The following is a 21,670-nucleotide window of genomic DNA, read 5'->3' as shown; positions in this document are numbered from 1 at the left end:
TAACCGTCTTTTTTTCAAATAGTTCACCAGCGTCGACGCGCTCAGGCTGATGACAAAATAAATCAAACCGGCGAACAGCACCATTTCCACCTGCGTGCCGTCACGCTCGCCGATAGAGGAAGCGGTACGGAAGAAATCGGCCAGGCTCAATACGTAAACCTGCGAGGTATCCTGAGACAGCACAATACCCTGCGTTAGCAGCAGCGGCACCATCGCGTGAAACGCCTGCGGCAGAATCACCAATTGCATGGATTGCCAGTGCGTCATGCCCAGCGCCAGCGCGGCGGAAGATTGACCGCGAGCGATACTGACGATACCGGCGCGAATGATTTCCGAATAATAGGCCGCCTCGAACAGCGAAAACGTGATCATGGCGGAAATGAGCCGGATATCGGTTTGCGATGACACCCCCAGTCCCTTTTGCAGAAGGCTCGGCACCACCAGATAAAACGATAACAGCACCATCAATAGCGGCACTGAACGGAATAGGTTGACGTATATTTTGGCAAAGGCGCTAATAGGTTTGACAGGCGACAGACGCATTACGGCCAGCAGGGTGCCCCAGATGATTCCAACGACGACCGCGATAAAGGTAATTTTCAGCGTTGCGGCCATGCCCTGTAACATATAAGGCAGGCTGGGCAAAGTAGAACTCCAGTCGAATTCGTACATTATTTGCTCCCCAGATTGCCCGGCAGGCGCACTTTTCTTTCGACAAAATGCATTATCAGCATAATCACGGCGTTGATAAGCAGATAGCCCAGGGTAATTGCGGTAAAAGACTCATAGGCATGGGCGGAATAATCCAGCAGTTTGCTGGCCTGCGCCGCCATTTCCAGCAGATCGATCGTCGAGGCGACCGACGAGTTTTTTACCAGGTTGAGCATTTCCGAGGTCATCGGCGGGACGATAATTCAATAGGCATTGGGCAGCAGGACATGGTGGTAGGGCTGTCCCAGCGTGAGTCCCATCGCGAGTAGCGACTGAATGCCGGAACGCACCTGCTCGCAAAGGCGCGTGGCGGTGAACAAGCCCAGGCATAGCATTGAGGAAACGAAGAACTGAATAGTGGGGTCCAGCTTGGCTTTAAACCAGGTGCCGATGGAGGCCGGCAGCAGTTCCGGCATCACCAGATACCAAATAAACAGCTGCACTATCAGAGGAATATTACGGAACAGCTCCACATAACAGGTCCCGATCTCCGCCAGAAAGCGGTTAGGCAGGGTGCGCAGAATGCCGAACAGCGAGCCGACGACGAAAGCAATTATCCAGGCGCAGAACGACACGGCAATGGTGACCTGAAAGCCTGACCATAGCCAGCCCAAATAGGTGGTGTTGCCGAACGGGGCAGCCTCAAAAAAAATTTCTAAGTTCCAATTTATTGACATAAGAAAATCCGGTAAAAAAGGGTAGCAAGCGCTACCCTGAAGATTGATGAATGGCCCCGTATTCCCGCGCTTCGGGGAACGGCCTTGGCGCGTCTGTCTGTCCGGGCCCTTTAGTCAGCAAGCAATTAAGAGGGCGGGATTGCCCGCCTATCGTTATTAGTTTACGGCTTTATCATTGGGGGATTTGAACAGGGCTTGCATATCGTCCGACATGGCAAAGTTCATGTTCAGATCCTTTGGTGGGATCGGTTGTTTGAACCACTTGTCGTACCATTTTTTTGCTTCGCCGGACGTTTGAATATGAGCGATAGTGTCATCCATAAGGGTCTTGAACTGGGCGTCGTTTTTGCGCAGCATGCAGCCATAGGCTTCTTTCGACTGCGGCGTACCGACAATATTTCACTGATCGGGTTTGCGCGATTTGGCGCGTTCGCCGGTTAACAGCGCGTCATCCATCATGAAGGCCACCGCGCGGCCTCTTTCCAGAGTGCGGAAAGAGTCGCCGTGATCTTTGGTGCTGATGATGCGCATTTTCATCTGCTCCTTATCATTGAGCTTGTTGAGCAACACTTCCGACGTGGTTCCGGCGGTGACGACGACGGTCTTGCCGGCCAAATCGCTAAAGTCCTTGATCGGCCCGCCTTTTTTCACCGCCAGGCGGGTGCCGATAATGAACAGCGTATCAAAGAAGTCCACCTGTTTCTGACGTTCCAGATTGTTGGTGGTGGAGCCGCATTCAGAATCATAGGTGTCGTTTTGCAGCAGCGGGATGGGATTGGAAGACGTAATGGGCAGATGCAGATTTGGCGCGTCGATTTTTTTTCACGGCGTCAACGATGGCGTTGGAGTAATTTTGCGAATAGCCCACCACTTTCTGCTGGTTGTCATAATAGGAGAAAGGAACGGACGATTCGCGGTGACCTACCACGATGACGCCGTTGTCTTTGATTTTTTTCGGCGTGCCCGTTAACTCTTCGGCATGAGCCTGACTGGCGGCAATGCCGATCATCACTAACGATAACGCCAATTTGCGCATGTGCATCTTCCTGTTCCTTTGCTGTGATTACGGTATCAAACCTATCAGCGTCCGGCGGCCCTGTAACGGCAAGCCGGCCTGAGGTAAGACCCGCTTTTGAAACGGATTTGTCAAAACAATTACCGCTAAAATAGCCTAATGTAAATAAACTGACATTAAAATGTTGAAGTTTTGAAAATTGCTGCGCACTAAAATGCGGCACACAATGGTGTTTTGCTCGTTTCCAGTGCGCGACCTGCACCGCGATAGAACGCTGGTTCGCGCCCTTGTCACGTGACGCCGACTCGCTATGCTCAACATATTATTGGCAGCAATATTTATACTAGGTAAAACTATTGCCCCGCTATGGAGCAGCCTATCAACCGAGTATCAACGTTGTTCTGCAGGCAGCGCAGCAGAGTCTGAAGGCGCAAAAAGCTCCCTTATGAGACAAAAGCGATGTATATGCTGACAGAGCAAGGGAATGAAAAACGAGAGGACCAAGAGTCTAAAGAATGGATGGATAATGGGCTAAAGGCTAAAGGCTAAAGGCTAAAGGCTAAAGGCTAAAGGCTAAAGGCTAAAGGCTAAAGGCTAAAGGCTAAAGGCTAAAGGCGAAGGGCACGAGGGATAGAAGGAGGAGGAAAATTCAGAGACGGGCAAATGGACGCCGACGCATATCCGGTGCGGCGGAGACAGCGTAACGGGGCCACCGCCGGCGGGCGCGTGGCAAGTCTCGGCGCAGCGGCAAAGGCACGCGGGCCTCTCCGCGTGTCCTCGGTGGTTTTTGCTATTGCGCCCCTTCATGCAGGGCGACAGAGCGATAAGCTAGCGCGCATAGTCATCCACATGGTCGATTTGTTTATGCAGCACGCCAGGATGGGGGGCGGCGTAATAGTCGCGCAATTACGCGCTGTTTTTTAGCACATAGCGTTCATCAAGCAGCATGCCATTTCCTCAGGCGCTTCCTCGGAAGCGACCAAAAACCAGCGCGGTAAATCCGGCCAGCAGCGTAACAATCCATAGCGGCCAGGAGCCGGCACGGGCGTAGGGCGTCATTCCCTGCGTCGGGGTCACGCGAACGTTGAGCACGTCGCGGGTAAATTGCGGCAATTGCGCCTGTGGCTTCCCGTCGGCGTCGATGACCGCGGTGATACCGTTATTGGTGCTGCGCAGCAGCGGCCGCCCCAGCTCCAGCGAACGCATACGCGCCATCTGGAAGTGCTGCCACGGGCCAATAGAATGCCCGAACCAGGCATCGTTTGACACTGTCAGCAGGAAGTCGGTATCGGAGCGGAAATTATCCCGCACCTGACCGCCCAGGATAATCTCGTAGCAGACGGTGGCGGTGAGCTTCATACCAGTCACCTGCAGCTGCGGCTGCAAATAACGTCCCTGACTGAGCGACGACATCGGCAGATTGAACAGCGGCGCCAGCGGCTGCAGCAGACTTGCCAACGGTACCGTCTCGCCAAAGGGCACCAGATGATGCTTGTTGTAGCGATCCTTAGAGGGATACCGGTAGGGTGTGGATTCGCCCAATACGATAATGCTGTTGTAATAATCGTAGCCGTGAGGGGTAGGCCGCGCGTCGATGATGCCGGTGATCAACCGGGTATGTCCCTGGCGTAGCTGTTCATCAAACCGGGTCAGGAAGGCGTTTTGGGCAATCTCATCGTCGGGTATAGCCGATTCCGGCCAGATAACCATCTGCGCCTTGCCAAGAGCCGGCAGGGTACGCTGCAGGTAAATATCCAGCGTCGGCGCCACCTGGCTCGCCTCCCATTTCATCGACTGGGCAATGTTGCCTTGCACCAGCGCGACGTTAATGGCCCGCTCCGGCTGAGGCTGATACCAATGCAGCGAACGCAGCAGCCAGGGCAGCAGCAGCAGGGCCAACGCGGCGACAGCCGGCAACGGTCGCCGCTGGGCCAGCGCATAAACGGCCAGCCCGCTTATCACCACCAGCATGAACGTGATCGCCTGTACGCCGAACAGCGGCGCAGTGCCTTTTAACGGGCCGTCTATCTGGCTGTAGCCGAATTCCAGCCAGGGAAAGCCGGTCAGCACCCAACTGCGTAAAAATTCGGTGACCGACCACAGCACCGGCGCGCCGAGCGCCAACCGCCACAGGCTGGTGCGCGGCCACCGCCGCGCCAGCAGGGCGGCAAACAGCAGAGGATAAAGCGCCAGATAGGCGGCGAGCACCACCACCAGCGCCACATTAGCCGGGCCGGGGAGGCCGCCGAACTGCGCGATGCTGACATAGACCCAATTGACGCCGGTGCCGAACAGGCCGAAGCCCCAGACAAAGCCCAGCCAGCCGGCTTGCCGGGCGCTGCGGTTGAGGGTGACCGCCAGCAGGCCGCCCAGCGAAACCATAGCCGCAGGCCAGAAATCGTAGGGGGAAAATGCCAGGGTACCGCAGGCGCCGGTAACGAGAGCCAGCAGCGCGCGGAGCCGCTGGCGTGCAAACAGTGAGGCGATGGCCATGGGGGAATTAATCTTCCATGATGGGTTGCGGTGAGTTCTCAGGGATTTTGACGTGTACCTGAATAATGCGTCGGCTGTCGGCCATCGCCACTTTAAAGTTGTAGCCGTCGATATCGATGCCCTCAGCGCGCGCCGGCAAATGGCCAAAGGCCTGCATGACCAGGCCGCCGATGGTATCCACTTCCTCATCGCTGAAATGCGTATTGAAGACTTCGTTGAAATCTTCAATGGGCGTCAGGGCGCGAACGGTGAAGGTGTAGCGGTTCAACTGGCGAATATCCCGATCTTTTTCATCGTCGTACTCATCCTCGATTTCGCCGACGATAAGTTCCAGGATATCTTCAATGGTCACCAGACCGGACACGCCGCCGAATTCATCGATGACGATGGCCATATGGTAGCGCTGGGAGCGGAACTCCTTCAGCATACGGTCGACCCGCTTGCTTTCCGGCACCACGACCGCCGGACGCAGAATCTTCTTGATGCTGAAGGGTTCGTCGTGGCTGAGCATGAACGGCAACAAGTCCTTGGACAGCAGAATCCCTTCCACATAATCCTTATCTTCGCTGATAACCGGGAAACGGGAATGGGCCGATTCGACGATGACGTCGAGGCACTCCTGCAGCGATTGGTTTTTCATCAGCGTAATGATCTGCGAGCGGGGGATCATGATATCCCGTACCCGCTGTTCGGCGATGTCCATGACGCCTTCCAGCATATCGCGGGTATTGGGGTCGATAAGCTCGTTCTGTTCGGAATCCCTGATAAGTTCGAGAAAATCGTCACGGTTTTTTGGTTCGCCGTGAAACAGCTGATTTAGCATCAGGGTAAAAAAGCCCTTCTTGGGACTGGAGCTATCGTTGCTCTGCGAATGGTCGTCGCTCATAGCGTTTAGTTAGTTTCACTCTCTAATGATTATGGGGGGCATTACGCCTCTTTTCCCGCAAGATACGGATTGTAGTGCTCAACTAAAACTGGCCACCGCGTTAGCGTTTTTCCAGTATCTATTTTCTGATTCGTTTGGTGCCAACCCACCGTTATATTCATGCGGCCTGAGTGCGCTGTAATATCCCACGATATAGTCGGTAATTTCATGAGCGGCTTCGCTGAAGCCTATGTAGCCCGTTACCGGTATCCACTTGTTCTTCAGACTTCTGAAGAAGCGCTCCATCGGACTGTTATCCCAACAGTTACCACGCCGACTCATGCTTTGTTTGATCCGGTAACGCCACAGCAACTGTCGGAACTGCCTGCTTGTATAGTGGCTACCCTGATCGCTGTGGAACATCACTCCGGCTGGTTTACCACGCGTTTCCCATGCCATTTCCAGTGCTTTGATGGTCAGTCTGCTGTTCGGGGAAAACGACATAGCCCAGCCCACCGGTTTCCTCGCGAACAGATGCAAGAACAACCGCAAGGTATGCCCAGCGTTTCCCGGTCCAGATATACGTCACATCGCCGCACCATACCTGGTTTGGCTCCGTTACAGCGAACTAGCGCTCAAGATAATTCGGGATCGCAACATGCTCCTAACCGCCACGCTTAATACCTGTGCGTCGGCTACTGACAACTGACCAGCCCTAGCTCTTTCATGGGCCTGCCTGCTTCTCCAGCGCCCCATCCGGAAGCCTCTCTGGGTTGCCATGGTGGCGATACTTCTCGCGCCAGCTGCACCATAACTGATATTGTGCAGTTCATAAACCTGACTGTGCAATACCGTTCGCCTGCCGTCTGGTTTGTCAGGACGACTTTTCCAGTATTTGTAACTGCTGCGATGAACCCTGAACACGTGACAGAGTGTGGCCACAGGATAATGCGCTCTGAGTTTCCCGATTGATGAGAACTGTTCAGGGAGTCTCACATCAAGAGCGCTGTAGCCTTTTTTAATATTTCGTTTTCCATTTCAATGCGTTGTAGCTTCTTCTTGAGCTCACGTATTTCGATTTGTTCCGGGGTTATGGGAGGGGCTTTTGGCGTTTTCCCCTGTCGCTCATCACGCAGTTGTTTTACCCATTTCGTCATCGTAGAAATGGCCCACGTTTATGGCTTTTGCTGCTGGCGCGGCGGTGTAATTTTGGTCGACAACCAGTTGAGCGGATTCGCGTTTAAATTCAGGACTAAAGTTTCTTCTTTTCATTGGTGCACCCGTGTTGTTCTGAGGTGAGCATATCACTTCTGTTCAGGTGGCTAAATTCAGTGTGCCACTACAGATCCGGGTAACCAAGCTTTTGCATTATCTTGGTTTCCAACGATTCCATCTCCAGGGCTTCCTCATCCTGGAGATGATCATATCCTAACAGATGCAGCGAACCGTGAACAACCATATGCGCCCAATGGACCTCCAGCGCCTTTTCCTGCTGCTGCGCTTCGTGTTCCACTACCTGACGGCAGATGACCAAATCCCCCAGCAGCGGCAGTTCCACTTCCGGTGGCGCCTCAAAGGGAAAGGAAAGCACGTTGGTGGGCCGATCTTTGCCGCGGTAGGTCATATTCAGTTCATGGCTTTCCGCTTCGTCCACCAGGCGAACGGTGACCTCCGCGCAGTCGCGAAACAGCGGCAGCACGCCCTGCAGCCAGCGCATGAAATCCGCCTCGGCGGGCAGGCCGCGCGCTTCATCGCAGGCCAGCTGCAGGTCAAGTATCACGTCGGTCATGCATCAGACTCCCTGGAGGATGACGAACCGTGCCCGGCCGGAGCGGCGCCGTTGTTCTGTGCCAGGGCCTCGCGTTTGCGCTCGGCGGCGAGGTGTTCTTTGCGTTTTTGATCGGCGGTTTCCTAGGCTTCATAGGCATTGACAACCCGCGCCACTACCGGGTGGCGTACCACGTCTTCGCTATGGAAGAAATTGAAACTGATTTCTTCCACTTCCGCCAGCACTTCCACCGCGTGGTGCAACCCTGATTTCTGATTGTGCGGCAGGTCTATCTGAGTGACGTTACCGGTGATGACCGCTTTAGAATTGAAGCCGATGCGGGTCAGGAACATCTTCATCTGTTTGATGGTGGTGTTCTGGCTTTCGTTAAGAATAATGAACGCATCGTTCGGAGTTCGTCCGCGCATATAGGCCAGCGGCGCGACCTCAATGATATTGCGCCCAATCAGTTTTTCCACCCGCTCAAAGCCTAGCATTTCAAAGGGGGCGCCGTAAAGCGGGCGCAGGTAGGGGTCGACCTTCTGGCTGAGATCGCTGGGCAGAAAACCCGGTTTCTCACCGACTTCCACCGCCGGGCGGGTCAGAAAAATACGGCGAATTTCCTGGCGCTCCAGCGCGTCTACCGCGGGCGCCACCGCCAGATAGGTTTTGCCGGTCCCGGCCGGGCCGACGCCAAAGGTGATGTCATGGCCGAGAATGTGGGCGATGTATTGCGCCTGATTAAGCGTGCGCGGTTTGATGATGCCGCGCTTGGTTTGTATATTCACCGCGCGGCCATAATCGGGCACGCTCCCCGCTGTTTGCTCCAGCCCCCGGCTCTGTTTAATGGTTAGATGGATTTGTTCCGGCTCGATATCGGCGATAACGCCGCGCAGCGGCGCCGTGTCGACGTACAGCGAGGTAAGAATCGACGCGGCGGCGTCAACGCACAGCGGTTTACCCACCAGCTTAAAGGTATTGTCACGCCGATTGATCTCAATGCCCAACCGGCGCTCAAGTTGCTTGATATTGTCATCAAATGGCCCACAGAGGCTCAACAGACGGTTGTTGTCTGCGGGGTCCAGCATGATTTCTTTGGTTTTGACGTTCAAATATGTTCTCTCGGCCTCTCAAGCCCTTGCAAGGTGAACCCCGGGTCGTGCGCCGGCAGGGCCGGCAGCGAAGGCCCAGGATTAATAAATGAAGCATCCCCGCCCACGCGTCAAGGGCAAAGACCATTATATGTATATTGAGGCACAATTAGTGCAATGCAAGCAGGTGAGCCGCATGGCGGCGGAGCGATAAGTCGCTCCGGAAAGCTGGCAGGCAGGGAGGTCACGGCTGGTACATGCCCACGTCCAGTTCGTTCTCTTTACGGGTGCGGGCAATGACCGATGCCGGGCTTTCATGGCTGCGCAATGCCATCTGATCTTCGGTGCGCAGCAAGACGCCGCGCAGGGAATTAGGGTACACGTCGACGATCTCTACATCGACGAATTTGCCAATTATGGAGGGCGCGCCTTCAAAATTGACCACCCGATTGTTTTCAGTGCGGCCGGATAGCTCCATCACGTTTTTGCGCGAGGGGCCTTCCACCAGAATACGCTGTACCGTACCCTTCATGCGGCGGCTGTACTGCATGGCCTGTTGGGTGATACGTTCCTGCAAGATATAGAGCCGCTGTTTTTTCTCTTCTTCGCTGACATCATCCACCATATCAGCGGCAGGCGTGCCGGGACGCGCGGAGTAAATGAAGCTGAAGCTCATGTCGAAATTCACGTCGGCGATAAGCTGCATCGTTTGCTCAAAGTCTTGCTGGGTTTCGCCCGGAAAGCCGATGATGAAGTCGGAGCTGATCTGGATATCCGGGCGCGCCTTGCGCAGCTGGCGTATGATCGATTTATATTCCAACGCGGTGTGGGCGCGTTTCATCATGGTCAGAATGCGATCGGAGCCGCTTTGCACCGGCAGGTGTACGAAGCTGACCAGTTCCGGCGTATCGCGGTAAACGTCGATGATATCGTCGGTAAACTCGATGGGGTGGCTGGTGATATAGCGGATACGGTCGATACCGTCGATGGCCGCCACCAGCCGCAGCAGTTCGGCGAAGGTGCAGATGCCGCCGTCATAGCTGGCGCCGCGATAGGCGTTGACGTTCTGCCCAAGCAGGTTGACTTCACGCACGCCCTGATCCGCAAGCTGGGCTATCTCGAATAGGATATCGTCGCACGGGCGGCTGACTTCTTCGCCGCGGGTATAAGGTACGACGCAAAAACTGCAGTATTTGTTGCAGCCTTCCATGATAGACACAAAGGCGGTCGGCCCTTCGGCGCGCGGTTCCGGCAGACGATCGAATTTTTCGATTTCCGGGAAGCTGATATCCACCACCGGGCTGCGAGTGCCATTGACATGATTAATCATTTCCGGCAGACGGTGCAGCGTCTGCGGCCCGAAAATGATATCCACGTAATTAACCCGCTCACGGATATGGGTGCCTTCCTGCGACGCCACGCAGCCGCCGACGCCGATGATCAATTCCGGTCGGGCTTCCTTAAGCATGCTCCAGCGCCCCAGCTGATGGAACACCTTTTCCTGTGCTTTTTCCCGGATGGAGCAGGTGTTAAGCAGCAGGACATCCGCCTCTTCGGGGTTGTCCGTCAACTGATAGCCGTGAGTGCTATCCAGTAAGTCGGCCATCTTGGATGAATCGTATTCATTCATCTGACAGCCCCAGGTTTTGATATGGAGTTTTTTGGTCATCAGCTTTCCCAGTATTCGATGCAGCATTAAAAAGCCCGCAGGCTTGCGCAGGGCGCGGATTGTAATCCTTTGCCGGTATTGTAACCAGTCTAGCGCGCGCGACGGATCTTGGAAGGGCCATTTTTGCGGTACACTACGGGAAACTGGAAAATAATAGTGTAGGCATAAACCGAAATGAAGACGAACGAGATAGGCTATGGGGTAGTGGTGGCCGGCGGCGGCATGGTGGGGGCGGCACTGGTGCTGGCGCTGGCCCAGGCGGGCTTTCGGGTGCTGCTAATCGAGCTGGCGCCGGCGGCGCCGGCCGTAGATGACGCACCGCCGGATTTGCGGGTGTCGGCCATCAGCTGCGCTTCCGTGGCGCTGCTGCGCCGCATCGGCGCCTGGCAACGCCTCGACGAGCGGTATTGCGTGCCGTACCGCCGTCTGGAAACCTGGGAATGGCCGTCTTCGGTGGTAACGTTCGATGCCGCCTCCCTTAACCTGCCAGAGCTGGGTTTTATGGTGGAGAACCGCCGACTCCAGCAGGCCTTATGGCAAGGCTTTACAGACTGTGACGCGTTGACGCTGCGTTGCCCAGCGTCGCTCGCCGCCATGGCGTGGGACGACGGCCGCTGGCGCTTAACGCTTGATGACGGCAGTAGCGTCACGAGTCGGCTCGTGGTCGGGGCCGACGGCGCGAATTCCTGGGTACGTCAACACGTGGGCATTGCGGTCAGCGGCTGGCAGTACCGCCAATCCTGCCTCCTGCTCAGCGTAGAAATGAACGGCGGACAGCAACAGGACGTGACCTGGCAGGCGTTTCACCCCTCCGGACCGCGGGCGTTTTTGCCACTCTACGGGCGCTGGGCATCGCTGGTGTGGTATGACGGCGCGGCGCGTATTCGCCAGTTGGAGAAACTCCCTCTGCCGGCGCTGGCGCAAGAGGTGCAGGCGGCCTTTCCCGACCGGCTCGGCGCCTTCACCCTGCATGGGGCGGCATCGTTTCCCTTAACGCGCCGCCACGCCCGCGACTATGTGTTGCCGGGGCTGGCGCTGATAGGGGATGCCGCGCATACCATTAACCCGCTGGCCGGGCAGGGGGCCAATCTTGGCTTTCGCGATGCCGACGCGTTGGCGGAGGTCTTGATTGCCGCTCGCGATCGTGGCGAACGTTGGGAAACGCGGGCGGTGCTGCAACGTTACCAGCGCCGCCGGCGCGGCGATAACCTGCTGATGCAGGCGGGAATGGATGCGTTTTACACGACGTTTAGCAATGACTTGCCGCCACTAATGCTGGCACGCAATCTCGGCCTGATGCTGGCACAGCGCGCCGGCGGCCTTAAGCACCGGGTGCTGCGTTACGCGCTGGGGCTGTAACGTTACTCGCCCGCCACCGTCCGACGTGACGGTCGTGTCAGGCGGAGGTTCAGGGCACATCTTCGCTATGGCATCTCCAGCACGCATCCTGACTTTATGGCTATCCAACATTTTATTAATGGTTTTTTATTCAGACGCTAATGCTTCATCGCCGGGTTGTTACCGCCCGGCAAGGCCAATATTATAGCCAGCATAACCGTCTTATCAAACCGTTATTTCCAGGGAAAGAAGAGAATTGAAAAGGACATTCGATGAAGAAAGGAAACTGCTGTTTCGCGGTCATTGCGCTTTGCTGATGAACTGTAGTGGCACACTGAATTTAGTCACCTGAACAGAGGTGATATGCTCACCTCAGAACAACACGGGTGCACCAATGAAAAGAAGAAATTTTAGTCCTGAATTCAAACGCGAATCCGCTTAACTGGTTGTCGACCAAAATTACACCGCCGCGCCAGCAGCAAAAGCCATGGACGTCGGCCATTTCTACGATGACGAAATGGCTAAAACAACTGCGTGATGAGCGACAGGGGAAAACGCCAAAAGCCTCTCCCATAACCCCGGAACAAATCGAAATACGTGAGCTCAAGAAGAAGCTACAACGCATTGAAATGGAAAACGAAATATTAAAAAAGGCTACAGCGCTCTTGATGTGAGACTCCCTGAACAGTTCTCATCAATCGGGAAGCTCAGAGCGCATTATCCTGTGGCCACACTCTGTCACGTGTTCAGGGTTCATCGCAGCAGTTACAAATACTGGAAAAGTCCTCCTGACAAACCAGATGGCAGGCGAATGGTATTGCGCAGTCAGGTTTATGAACTGCACAATATCAGTTATGGTGCAGCTGGCGCGAGAAGTATCGCCACCATGGCAACCCAGAGAGGCTTCTGGATGGGGCGCTGGCTCGCTGGCAGGCCCATGAAAGAGTTGGGGCTGGTCAGTTGTCAGCAGCCGCCGCACAGGTATAAGCGTGGGGGTTAAGAGCATGTTGCAATCCCGAATTATCTTGAGCGCCAGTTCGCTGTAACGGAGGCAAACCAGGTATGGTGAGGCGATGTGACGTATATCTGGACCGGGAAACGCTGGGCATACCTTGCGGTTGTTCTTGCATCTGTTCGCGAGGAACAGCGGTGGGCTGGGCTATGTCGTTTTCCCCGGACAGCAGACTGACCATCAAAGCACTGGAAATGGCATGGGAAACGCGTGGTAAACCAGCCGGAGTGATGTTCCACAGCGATCAGGGTAGCCACTATACAAGCAGGCAGTTCCGACAGTTGCTGTGGCGTTACCGGATCAAACAAAGCATGAGTCGGCGTGCTAACTGTTGGGATAACAGTCCGATGAAGCGCTTCTTCAGAAGTCTGAAGAACAAGTGGATACCGGTAACGGGCTACATAAGCTTCAGCGAAGCCGCTCATGAAATTACCGATTATATCGTGGGATATTACAGCGTACCCAGGCCGCATGAATATAACGGTGGGTTGGCACCAAACGAATCAGAAAATAGATACTGGAAAAACGCTAACACGGTGGCCAGTTTTAGTTGAGCACTACAATTACGAAGGCAAGGTCAGAGTGTGTTTTTCTTCCAGCAGTTTTTCGACTACGCCAGGATCGGCCAGCGTGGAGGTGTCACCCAGATTGCCGGTGTCGCCGGCGGCAATTTTACGCAAGATGCGGCGCATTATCTTGCCGGAGCGGGTTTTCGGCAGCGAATCGGTCCAATGCAAAACATCGGGGGTGGCGATCGCGCCGATTTCTTTACGCATCCAGGCGCGGACTTCGTTATACAGCTTAGGCGTCGGGGTTTCGCCCGCGGTAAGCGTAATATAAGCGTAGATCGCCTGGCCTTTGATGTTGTGCGGGATTCCGACCACCGCCGCTTCAGCAATTTTCGGATGCGCCACCAAAGCCGATTCGATCTCGGCGGTGCCGAGGCGGTGGCCGGAAACGTTGAGTACGTCATCGACGCGGCCGGTAATCCAATAATAGCCGTCCTCATCGCGCCGGGCGCCGTCGCTGCTAAAATACATGCCTTTAAAGGTGGAGAAATAGGTCTGCTCGAACCGATCGTGATCGCCATAGAGCGTACGTGCTTGACCGGGCCAGGAGTCGGTGATGACGAGATTGCCTTCCCCGGCGCCGTCGACAGGCGTGCCGGCGTTATCTACCAGCGCGGGCTGGACGCCGAAAAACGGTAGCGCCGCCGAGCCGGGTTTTAGCGCCATGGCGCCCGGTAGCGAAGTGATCATGAAGCCGCCCGTTTCGGTCTGCCACCAGGTATCGACAATCGGGCAGCGGCCGTTGCCGATCTTATGGTAATACCACTCCCAAGCTTCAGGGTTGATGGGTTCGCCTACAGAGCCCATGATCCGCAGCGACGAACGATGCGTACCGGTTATCGCCTTGTCACCTTCGGCCATCAGCGCGCGAATGGCGGTGGGCGCGGTATAGAGAATATTCACTTGATATTTGTCCACCACCTGCGCCATGCGGCGGGCGTCAGGCCAGTTGGGCACCCCCTCGAACATCAGGGTAATGGCACCGCAGGCCAGCGGGCCGTACAGCAGATAGCTGTGCCCCGTTACCCAGCCGACGTCAGCGGTACACCAATAAACATCGCCGGGGTGATAGTCGAATACATATTTAAAGGTCGTGGCGGCGTAAACCAGATAGCCGCCGGTAGTGTGCAGCACCCCTTTGGGGGTGCCGGTGGAGCCGGAGGTATAGAGAATGAACAGCGGATCCTCCGCCCCCATCGCCTCGGGCGGGCAGGTATCGTCGGCGCCGTCGATGGCGTCGTGCCACCACACATCCCGTTCGGGTTGCCAGTCAATCGCATTGCCGGTACGGCGGAAGACGATGACCCGATTAACGCTTTTCACCTCCGGATGATTTAACGCATCGTCGATGTTTTTCTTCAGGGGGATTTTGCGTCCGGCGCGCAGGCCCGCGTCGGCGGTTACCACCAATTTGGCGCTGGAATCGATGATGCGGCCGGCGATCGCCTCCGGCGAAAAACCGGCGAAAATAACCGAGTGAACAGCGCCGATACGCGCGCAGGCAAGCATCGCCACCGCGGCTTCCGGCACCATGGGCATGTAAAGGGCCACCACATCCTTTTTGCCGATACCCTGCGCCTTCAGGACATTGGCGAAGCGGCATACCGCCTGATATAATTGCCGGTAGGTCAAGGTTTTGCTTTGACTGGCGTCATCCCCCTCCCAGATAATGGCGGTCTGGTCGCCCCGCTCCAGCAAATGCCGATCGAGACAGTTGGCGGCCACATTCAGTGTGCCGTCTTCAAACCAGCGAATATTGACATGGCCAGGATCGAAGGTCGTATTTTTCACCGTCCAGAAAGGGGTTATCCATTCCACAATCTGGGCGTATTCCCGCCAAAAGGAATCGGGATCGTTGATGGACTGCTCATACAATTTCCGATATTGCTCCGCAGAAACCAGCGTACGTTCCGCGAGACTAGCGGGAATCGGGTAACGATGGGGTTGGCTCATAGTTTCCTCCTTGTATTTGTTAATGATATGTCAACCTTTGGTTAATTAAACCTCCTTGAATTGGCTTTGTTTCTTTTTTGTGCGACAGATCACGCATCATCTTTAGGGGCACTGTGCCAGCGAAAAAAACGTACTCCCGTCAGCACTGGGATAACAGGCGCTAATGATCTTCTCAAGACATTTTCAGCGACATTTATCGTTTTCTTCTGTTTAAAAAGCGTATATAAAGGCGGGTAGCGCGGCTGATGGCTGAGATTTCAGCGCGTTTTATATTACTTAATCCTTTAATAACAAAAAGTTAATGTTAATCTCTTGTAAAATGCAGGGAATAACAAAATAAATTGTCAAAAGCTCTTATAAATCAAGTCTTAAGCAGACACACGCAGTTACGGCGTTTTTGAGATTTTCGATTTATACCAACGTTTTTGAGCGCTCCCGCTTCGCATGATCATAAGAGGTGAATAAGTGAAGCCGGTGACGGAGATGGATAGGTGTTCGTCACGGCGGGGCCAACTATGGAAAGCACTATTGTTATGAAAAAGTTAAAAGTAACGCTCGCCTGGCAAATTCTTGTTGTCTTAATCCTCGGCGTTCTCCTCGGCGCGGTACTCCATAACCAGGGCGAATTACGTGATTGGATGATAACCAATATACTTTCGCCGGCCGGGGATATTTTTATCCGCATGATTAAAATGATCGTGGTGCCTATTGTGGTGGCGACGCTGGTTGTCGGCATTGCAGGAATTGGCGATGCTAAAAAGCTCGGCAGTATCGGATTCAAAACTATCTTGTATTTCGAGATAATCACGACCCTGGCGATTATTCTGGGGATTACCCTTGCCAACGTGTTCCATCCCGGCCACGGAATCGATATGTCAACGCTGGCGGTAGTGGATATCTCAAAATATGAACAGACCACTGTCGCAGTGCAATCGGGTGGCCATAGTCTGGTCGGCACGATCTTATCGCTTATTCCGGCAAATATTTTTGCCTCGATGGCGAAGGGCGATATGCTGCCGATCATCTTCTTCTCCGTATTATTCGGCCTGGGCCTGGCCTCACTGCCGGAAAATACCCGCGCGCCGTTACTCAATGTATTTAATGCGGTGGCGGAAACGATGTTTAAAGTCACGCATATGGTGATGCGATATGCGCCGGTAGGGGTATTTGCGCTGATTTCAGTCACCGTGGCGACCTTTGGTTTCGTTTCGCTGCTGCCTTTGGCCGAGCTGGTGCTGCTGGTGTATGGCGCGATTATCTTTTTTGCGCTGGTGGTACTGGGCGCCGTGGCGCGGCTTTGCCGATTGCGTATTTGGACATTGATTTGCATCTTGAAGGAAGAGTTGATTCTGGCCTTTTCCACCGCCAGTTCGGAAAGCGTATTGCCGCGTATTATCGAAAAAATGGAGGCCTACGGCGCGCCGGCGGCTATTACCGGCTTCGTAGTACCGACCGGCTATTCGTTCAATCTGGACGGTTCGACGCTATATCAGAGCATTGCCGCCATTTTCATTGCCCAGCTTTACGGCATTGAGCTGTCTTTGGGGCAGGAAGTGGTGCTGGTGCTGACGTTGATGGTGACCTCCAAGGGGATCGCGGGAGTACCGGGCGTGTCCTTTGTGGTGCTGCTGGCGACCCTGGGTAGCGTGGGTATTCCGCTGGAGGGGCTGGCGTTTATCGCCGGTGTCGACCGTATTCTAGATATGGCGCGCACTGCGCTTAACGTGGTAGGGAATGCGCTGGCGGTGTTGGTGATAGCCAAATGGGAAAATCAATACGACAGTGTGCAGGCGCTGGCGTATGAAAAAGAGATGCTGGAATCCCGGGACTGAGCCTTAAGCTCCGGCAAACGGGGGCGATGCTCGCCCGGTCATCAGCCGGACGCAGAGCCGGTGCCTGCTTGAGGGGGCTCGTAGCACGACGCAGTGCTACAATGCGACCGCGAAGCAGGGGTCTGCGGTAGAAGGGTTGTTGCGCTCGCCGGCCTGGCGACGCGAACGTGGAGCAGGGCACCTGACAAGCCTGATGTGGAGACGTCAGGCTTTTTTTTGCTGCGCCGCCGCTGAAGATGTACGGCGGTAGGGGTTTTTACGGCGGATTTTTCGGCCGCCAGCCTGCAAACTTCCGTCACGTCTTTCAGCCATGACGATGCAACAGCTTATACAGCGCGGGAATGAGCAGCATCGACAGCAGCGGCGCGCTGACCATCCCACCGACTATGGGGGCGCTACATAACCTCCGAGCCCACGCCGCTGCCCCACATGATCGGCAGCAGACCGGCCACGATGGTCGCCACGGTCATCACTTTCGGCCGCACGCGCAGTGTACCGCGCCTTCGCGGATAACCGCCAGCAAAGCCTGCTCGTCCAGCCGCCCGTTTTCATCGTGCTGCTTGACCAGCGCATGCTTGAGATACAGCACCATGATCACGCCAAATTCCGCCGCCACGCCCGCCAGCGCCATAAAGCCCACCACGGCCGCCACCGACAGATTATAGTACAGCAGATAGAGCAACCACACGCCGCCTATCAACACAAACGGTAGCGTGCCCATGATAAGCAGCGCATCGCGTACCCGGTTAAAGGTGATATACAGCAGAACAAAGGTGATCGCCAAGGTGAAGGGCAGCACAATTTTCAGTTTGGCGCTGGCGCGCTCCAGATACTCAAACTGCCCGGACCAGCTTAGCGACACGCCGTCGGGCAGCTTGACCTGTTGCGCCACCACATTCTGCATCTCCAGAACGGCCGATTTTAAATCCCGGCCGCGCAGGTTCACATAGATCCAGTTTGAGAGCCGGGCATTCTTGCCTTTCAACATCGGCGGCCCGTTATTGACGCGGATAGAGGCCAAATCACCCAAGGTCACCTGTGCACCGGCGGCGGTAATTACCAGAAGATCGCGCAGCTTTTGCACCGAGTCCCGCAGCTCACGCGGATAACGCACATTAATCGGATAACGCTCGCGCCCCTCGATCGTTTGGCCGATATTCGCCCCGCCGACGACCGCGGCGACCAACGGTTGCAGCGCCTGCACCGTCACGCCATAGCGTGCCGCGCTCACCCCCGGTCGATATCCACATCAATATAGCAGCCGCCCTTCAATCGTTCAGCCAGGGCTTCGGTGACGCCCGGCACCTAGTGCACTACCCGCTCGATTTGCTGTGCCACCGCTTCTATCTGGTCAATGTTATTGCCGTTGACCTTGATGCCGACCGGGCTCTTGATACCGGTGGCCAGCATGTTCAACCGGTTGCGGATGGGAGGCACCCACACGTTGACGATGCCGGGCAGGGTCGAGGGTATATACAGCAGATCCCCTTCGTCCAGCGGTGGCATGAACTCGCTGCCGAGCCGGCTGAGTGGAAGGAGGGTAATGACCAGCAGAGTCAGCGACAGGCCGAGCCCGGCGGCGATCGCCATGGAGTAGGTTTTGGTGAACGCCAGCGGGCTGAACATTCGGCCCTCTTGTGCCTCCAGCGAGAAAACCGGTATGAACGGTAACGTGATGATAAGCAGGCTATAGAACAACGCTGGACCGACTTCGGTAGCAGCGCGGGCGGAGATCTGCCGATAGTCCTCGTTTGATGGCGTTTTACCGGGTTATGGCGCCATTGCTCCAGCACCTTATGCATATTCTCGATTATCACGATGGCGGCGTCGATTATGGCGCCGATGGCAATGGCAATACCGCCGAGCGACATGATATTGGCGTTGATCCCCTGATAGCGCATGACGATGAATGCGCCAAGTATGCCGAGCGGGAGCGTGATTATCGCTACCAGCGCCGAGCGGAAGTGGAACAGGAACAGGCTGCACACCAGCGCCACGACAATAAACTCTTCCAGCAGTTTATGTGACAAAGAGTTAATCGCCTGCTCAATCAGGTGGGCGCAGTCATAGACTGGCACAATTTCGACGCCCGTGGCATCAGCCCCCAGGCCGGCACGGGCTTCCGCCGGCAGCGTCGCTTGCGTCTGACTCAGGTATTCCAGCACCCGCGAGCGCGCCCAGTAGGGGTCGGTTCCATCGGCGAATAGCACGTAGATATAGGCGTCGCCAAACATGGGAAAGCCGCGCGCGGTGGTCGCGGCGGGCACCGACAGCATGGTGGTCGTCAACGGCCAGGTAATCTGATCCTCGACGACCTGCGGCGCTTTGCCGGGATAATTAACCCGGACGATGACCTGGACATCGGACAAGTCTGGCAGCGTGTCCACCGGTGTCCGTTGCAAAGACCAAATGCCCCAGACCGCCAGCAGTAGCACCACCAAGATGACCAGGAGTCAATTACGCAATGACCAGCGAATGATAAAAACGATCATTGGCCGCTCCTTACCGGTACGATGTCGGTAAGTTGTGTGCCGTTGTTGTCCAGCATAAATGCGAATTGCACCCGGCTACCGGCGTGGATTGCCGGCGGCACACCGCTCTTGGGCAAAATAAAATCCATGGTCATCGCCGGCCAGCCCAGCGCCGCGACGGCACCGTGGGCAAGGGTAACCCGTTGACCGTGCTGCGCTTTCAGGGTGCCCTCCCCGCGGTAGATTTGCGGTGTCGCCGTGGTGTGGCTACCGGCCTGGTGGTCTGCCTGCTGTGGCGTGGTTATGCCACCATGGCCGTCGTCGCCGGAGGACTCTGTAGGCGCCGCCGCGCCGCCATTGGTGGCCGTCGGGCCTGCCAACTGCGGTAAAGCGCCACGCAGACTGGCTTCGGAGTCAATCAGGAATTGCCCGGCGGTGACCTCGACCAGCCGGAAATAACCGTTACCCTCGGCCAGCAGCACGGTATTACGGCTGCCGGTTTGCACCAGCGCGTCCTGCGGAATCGTCAGCACGGTTTCCCCCTGACTGCGGAGGTCGGCCCGCTGTACCCGCATGTACATACCCGGCTGCAGGCGAGCGTCATGATTATCGATAACGATGCGTGCCCGGTAGGTACGGGTGCTGTTCTCCACGAGCGGCAACAAATCCTCGACGCGTCCGTGAAAACGCCTGCCCGGCCAGCGCGCGCCGGTAGTGATAATTTCATCGCCCGCCGCGACGGCGCTGGCCTGCGCCTGCGGAAAATCGGCCACCAGCTACAGCGAATCCAAAGACGCCAGTTCAAACATCGGCTGCGCGGCGGTGACCTGGCTGCCTTCGCGAACCGACAATTTGTTGATGACGCCGCTGGCTGGCGCGCACAGCGTGAGGCGGGTCTGAGGTTGTCCGCTGCGCTTGTGGGGTGGCAATCATTTCTGGACTCTTAAGTTAAACGATGGGTTAGCCGGAAGCCCTTTAATGGCGCGGCTTACAGAGATTTTACAGATTCTAGATTCGTCGCAAAAAAATGGGCAAAAAATGATTTTTTTGCACTAAATTCTGGACTCGAATGACTGTGGTTTGAGCAGATTTAAAGGTAGTTTAAACGCCTTTTGGGCATTTATTAGATATATGTAAATTAGGTCAAAAAATATTAATAAATTATAAAAATAATGAAATAAGATAGATAATGGCCTAATTTTTATTTAGGCCGCTCCACTTTTCTTACAGTTTAAGCTTGCCACATCTTCTACTGCACACTTTTCAGATACCGCCCCCTTTTTAGCTTCGTGTAGGACTATTAGACGTTCTTTTTCTTCTTTTGGAAGTTGGAGTAACAGGCTATCTAAGTCATCTTTACGTCCTGATAACGCCAATACACCCTTTGCCCCTGCTTGCAAAAGCAGGCTTATTAATGCCTCTAAATCTTTTTTATTCAGCGACTTATAAATCATATGCTAAGTAGCTTCTAAAGGATCCTCCATTAGGCTTTCCTCGTTAATCGACTGAATCTCGCTAGTTGAGGCCACTTCTTTTTGAGTGTAGTGGCACACTGAATTTGGCCACCTGAATAGAGGTGATATGCTTACCTCAGAACAACACGGGTGCACCAATGAAAAGAAGAAATTTTAGTCCTGAATTCAAACGCGAATCCGCTCGACTGGTTGTCGACCAAAATTACACCGCCGGGCCAGTAGCAAAAGCCATGGACGTCGGCTTTTCTACGATAACGAAATGGGTAAAACAACTGCGTGATGAGCGACAGGGGAAAACGCCAAAAGCCTCTCCCATAACCCCGGCACAAATCGAAATACGTGAGCTCAAGAAGAAGGTGCAACGCATTGAAATGGAAAATGAAATATTAAAAAAGGCTACAGCGCTCTTGATGTCAGACTCCCTGAACAGTTCTCGTTAATCGGGAAACTCAGAGCGCATTATCCTGTGGCCACACTCTGCCACGTGTTCAGGGTTCATCGCAGCAGTTACAAATACTGGAAAAGTCGTCCTGACAGGCCAGACGGCAGGTGAAAGGTATTGCGCAGTCAGGTTTATGAACTGCACCAGTATCAGCCATGGTGCAGCTGGCGCGAGAAGTATCGCCACCATGGCAACCCAGAGAGGCTTCCGCATGGGGCGCTGGCTCGCAGGCAGGCTCATGAAAGAGCTGGGGCTGGTCAGTTGTCAGCAGCCGACGCACAGGTATAAG

9 protein-coding genes and 9 pseudogenes are annotated in these 21,670 nt (G+C 55.3%); 4 read left to right on the top strand and 14 right to left on the bottom strand.

The features are described from left to right. Nucleotides 1–3 precede the first annotated feature (3 nt). From gltK to miaB, 9 genes and pseudogenes are all read right to left on the bottom strand, one after another. Nucleotides 4–672: pseudogene (gene gltK, locus ACTBDU_RS09075) on the bottom strand (glutamate/aspartate ABC transporter permease GltK); the annotation flags it as partial. After that, a pseudogene (locus tag ACTBDU_RS09070) lies at nt 672–1,388 on the bottom strand (amino acid ABC transporter permease). The pseudogenes ACTBDU_RS09070 and gltK, both read right to left, overlap by 1 nt. 156 nt (nt 1,389–1,544) lie before the next feature. Further along, nucleotides 1,545–2,397, bottom strand: a pseudogene (locus ACTBDU_RS09065) (glutamate/aspartate ABC transporter substrate-binding protein). A gap of 963 nt (nt 2,398–3,360) precedes the next feature. Continuing rightward, nucleotides 3,361–4,896: an apolipoprotein N-acyltransferase gene (gene lnt, locus ACTBDU_RS09060; protein ID WP_438806243.1), complete on the bottom strand. Its 1,536-nt coding sequence runs from the start codon at nt 4,894–4,896 to the stop codon at nt 3,361–3,363. 7 nt (nt 4,897–4,903) lie between these two features. After that, entirely contained in the window at nt 4,904–5,782 is an 879-nt protein-coding gene (gene corC, locus ACTBDU_RS09055; RefSeq protein ID WP_438806242.1) for a CNNM family magnesium/cobalt transport protein CorC, read from the bottom strand. Between the two features lie 78 nt (nt 5,783–5,860). Next, nucleotides 5,861–7,033 (bottom strand): annotated as a pseudogene (locus ACTBDU_RS09050) (IS3 family transposase). A gap of 67 nt (nt 7,034–7,100) precedes the next feature. After that, nucleotides 7,101–7,550: an rRNA maturation RNase YbeY gene (gene ybeY, locus ACTBDU_RS09045; protein ID WP_438806241.1), complete on the bottom strand. Its 450-nt coding sequence runs from the start codon at nt 7,548–7,550 to the stop codon at nt 7,101–7,103. Beyond that, nucleotides 7,547–8,641 (bottom strand): annotated as a pseudogene (locus tag ACTBDU_RS09040) (PhoH family protein). Before ACTBDU_RS09040 ends, ybeY begins: the two are co-directional and overlap by 4 nt. 223 nt (nt 8,642–8,864) lie before the next feature. Next, nucleotides 8,865–10,289 (bottom strand): tRNA (N6-isopentenyl adenosine(37)-C2)-methylthiotransferase MiaB, encoded by a 1,425-nt coding sequence (gene miaB, locus ACTBDU_RS09035; RefSeq protein ID WP_438806240.1) that lies wholly within the window; start codon nt 10,287–10,289, stop codon nt 8,865–8,867. Between the two features lie 174 nt (nt 10,290–10,463). Between miaB and ubiF the strand changes: the two genes are divergently transcribed. Continuing rightward, nucleotides 10,464–11,648, top strand: a complete 1,185-nt coding sequence (gene ubiF / locus ACTBDU_RS09030) for a 3-demethoxyubiquinol 3-hydroxylase (RefSeq protein ID WP_438806239.1) — start codon at nt 10,464–10,466, stop codon at nt 11,646–11,648. 421 nt (nt 11,649–12,069) lie between these two features. Beyond that, a pseudogene (locus tag ACTBDU_RS09025) lies at nt 12,070–13,193 on the top strand (IS3 family transposase). Between the two features lie 9 nt (nt 13,194–13,202). Here the strand turns inward: ACTBDU_RS09025 and acs are convergent. Beyond that, nucleotides 13,203–15,161: an acetate--CoA ligase gene (gene acs / locus ACTBDU_RS09020; RefSeq protein ID WP_438806238.1), complete on the bottom strand. Its 1,959-nt coding sequence runs from the start codon at nt 15,159–15,161 to the stop codon at nt 13,203–13,205. Between the two features lie 533 nt (nt 15,162–15,694). Between acs and gltP the strand changes: the two genes are divergently transcribed. Continuing rightward, entirely contained in the window at nt 15,695–16,993 is a 1,299-nt protein-coding gene (gene gltP / locus ACTBDU_RS09015) for a glutamate/aspartate:proton symporter GltP (protein ID WP_438806249.1), read from the top strand. Nucleotides 16,994–17,297: 304 nt separating this feature from the next. Here the strand turns inward: gltP and ACTBDU_RS09010 are convergent. The 4 genes and pseudogenes from ACTBDU_RS09010 to ACTBDU_RS08995 all read right to left on the bottom strand — a co-directional run bounded on the left by ACTBDU_RS09010 (nt 17,298) and on the right by ACTBDU_RS08995 (nt 20,864). Beyond that, a pseudogene (locus ACTBDU_RS09010) lies at nt 17,298–19,443 on the bottom strand (efflux RND transporter permease subunit). Between the two features lie 38 nt (nt 19,444–19,481). Next, on the bottom strand, nt 19,482–20,039 hold the full coding sequence (locus ACTBDU_RS09005; protein WP_438806248.1) for a copper-binding protein: 558 nt from the start codon (nt 20,037–20,039) through the stop codon (nt 19,482–19,484). A 12-nt stretch (nt 20,040–20,051) separates the two neighbouring features. Continuing rightward, nucleotides 20,052–20,393, bottom strand: a pseudogene (locus tag ACTBDU_RS09000) (efflux RND transporter periplasmic adaptor subunit); the annotation flags it as partial. A gap of 276 nt (nt 20,394–20,669) precedes the next feature. Next, complete coding sequence (locus ACTBDU_RS08995; protein WP_438806237.1) at nt 20,670–20,864, bottom strand: hypothetical protein; 195 nt, start codon at nt 20,862–20,864, stop codon at nt 20,670–20,672. 212 nt (nt 20,865–21,076) lie between these two features. Here ACTBDU_RS08995 and ACTBDU_RS08990 point away from each other — a divergent pair. After that, a pseudogene (locus tag ACTBDU_RS08990) lies at nt 21,077–21,670 on the top strand (transposase); the annotation flags it as partial.

This window comes from Sodalis sp. (in: enterobacteria), from assembly GCF_051710625.1.
Lineage (GTDB): Bacteria > Pseudomonadota > Gammaproteobacteria > Enterobacterales > Enterobacteriaceae > JBPESN01.
Note: the sequence above shows the minus strand (reverse complement) of the source record. Positions and strands in the feature narration are given on the sequence as shown.

Excerpts from the sequence above, each read along its gene's own strand:
- lnt (WP_438806243.1), bottom strand. The coding sequence starts at position 4,896 with ATGGCCATCGCCTCACTGTTTGCACGCCAGCGGCTCCGCGCGCTGCTG.
- corC (WP_438806242.1), bottom strand. The coding sequence starts at position 5,782 with ATGAGCGACGACCATTCGCAGAGCAACGATAGCTCCAGTCCCAAGAAG.
- ybeY (WP_438806241.1), bottom strand. The coding sequence starts at position 7,550 with ATGACCGACGTGATACTTGACCTGCAGCTGGCCTGCGATGAAGCGCGC.
- miaB (WP_438806240.1), bottom strand. The coding sequence starts at position 10,289 with ATGACCAAAAAACTCCATATCAAAACCTGGGGCTGTCAGATGAATGAA.
- ubiF (WP_438806239.1), top strand. The coding sequence starts at position 10,464 with ATGAAGACGAACGAGATAGGCTATGGGGTAGTGGTGGCCGGCGGCGGC.
- acs (WP_438806238.1), bottom strand. The coding sequence starts at position 15,161 with ATGAGCCAACCCCATCGTTACCCGATTCCCGCTAGTCTCGCGGAACGT.
- gltP (WP_438806249.1), top strand. The coding sequence starts at position 15,695 with ATGAAAAAGTTAAAAGTAACGCTCGCCTGGCAAATTCTTGTTGTCTTA.
- ACTBDU_RS09005 (WP_438806248.1), bottom strand. The coding sequence starts at position 20,039 with ATGCGGGTACAGCGGGCCGACCTCCGCAGTCAGGGGGAAACCGTGCTG.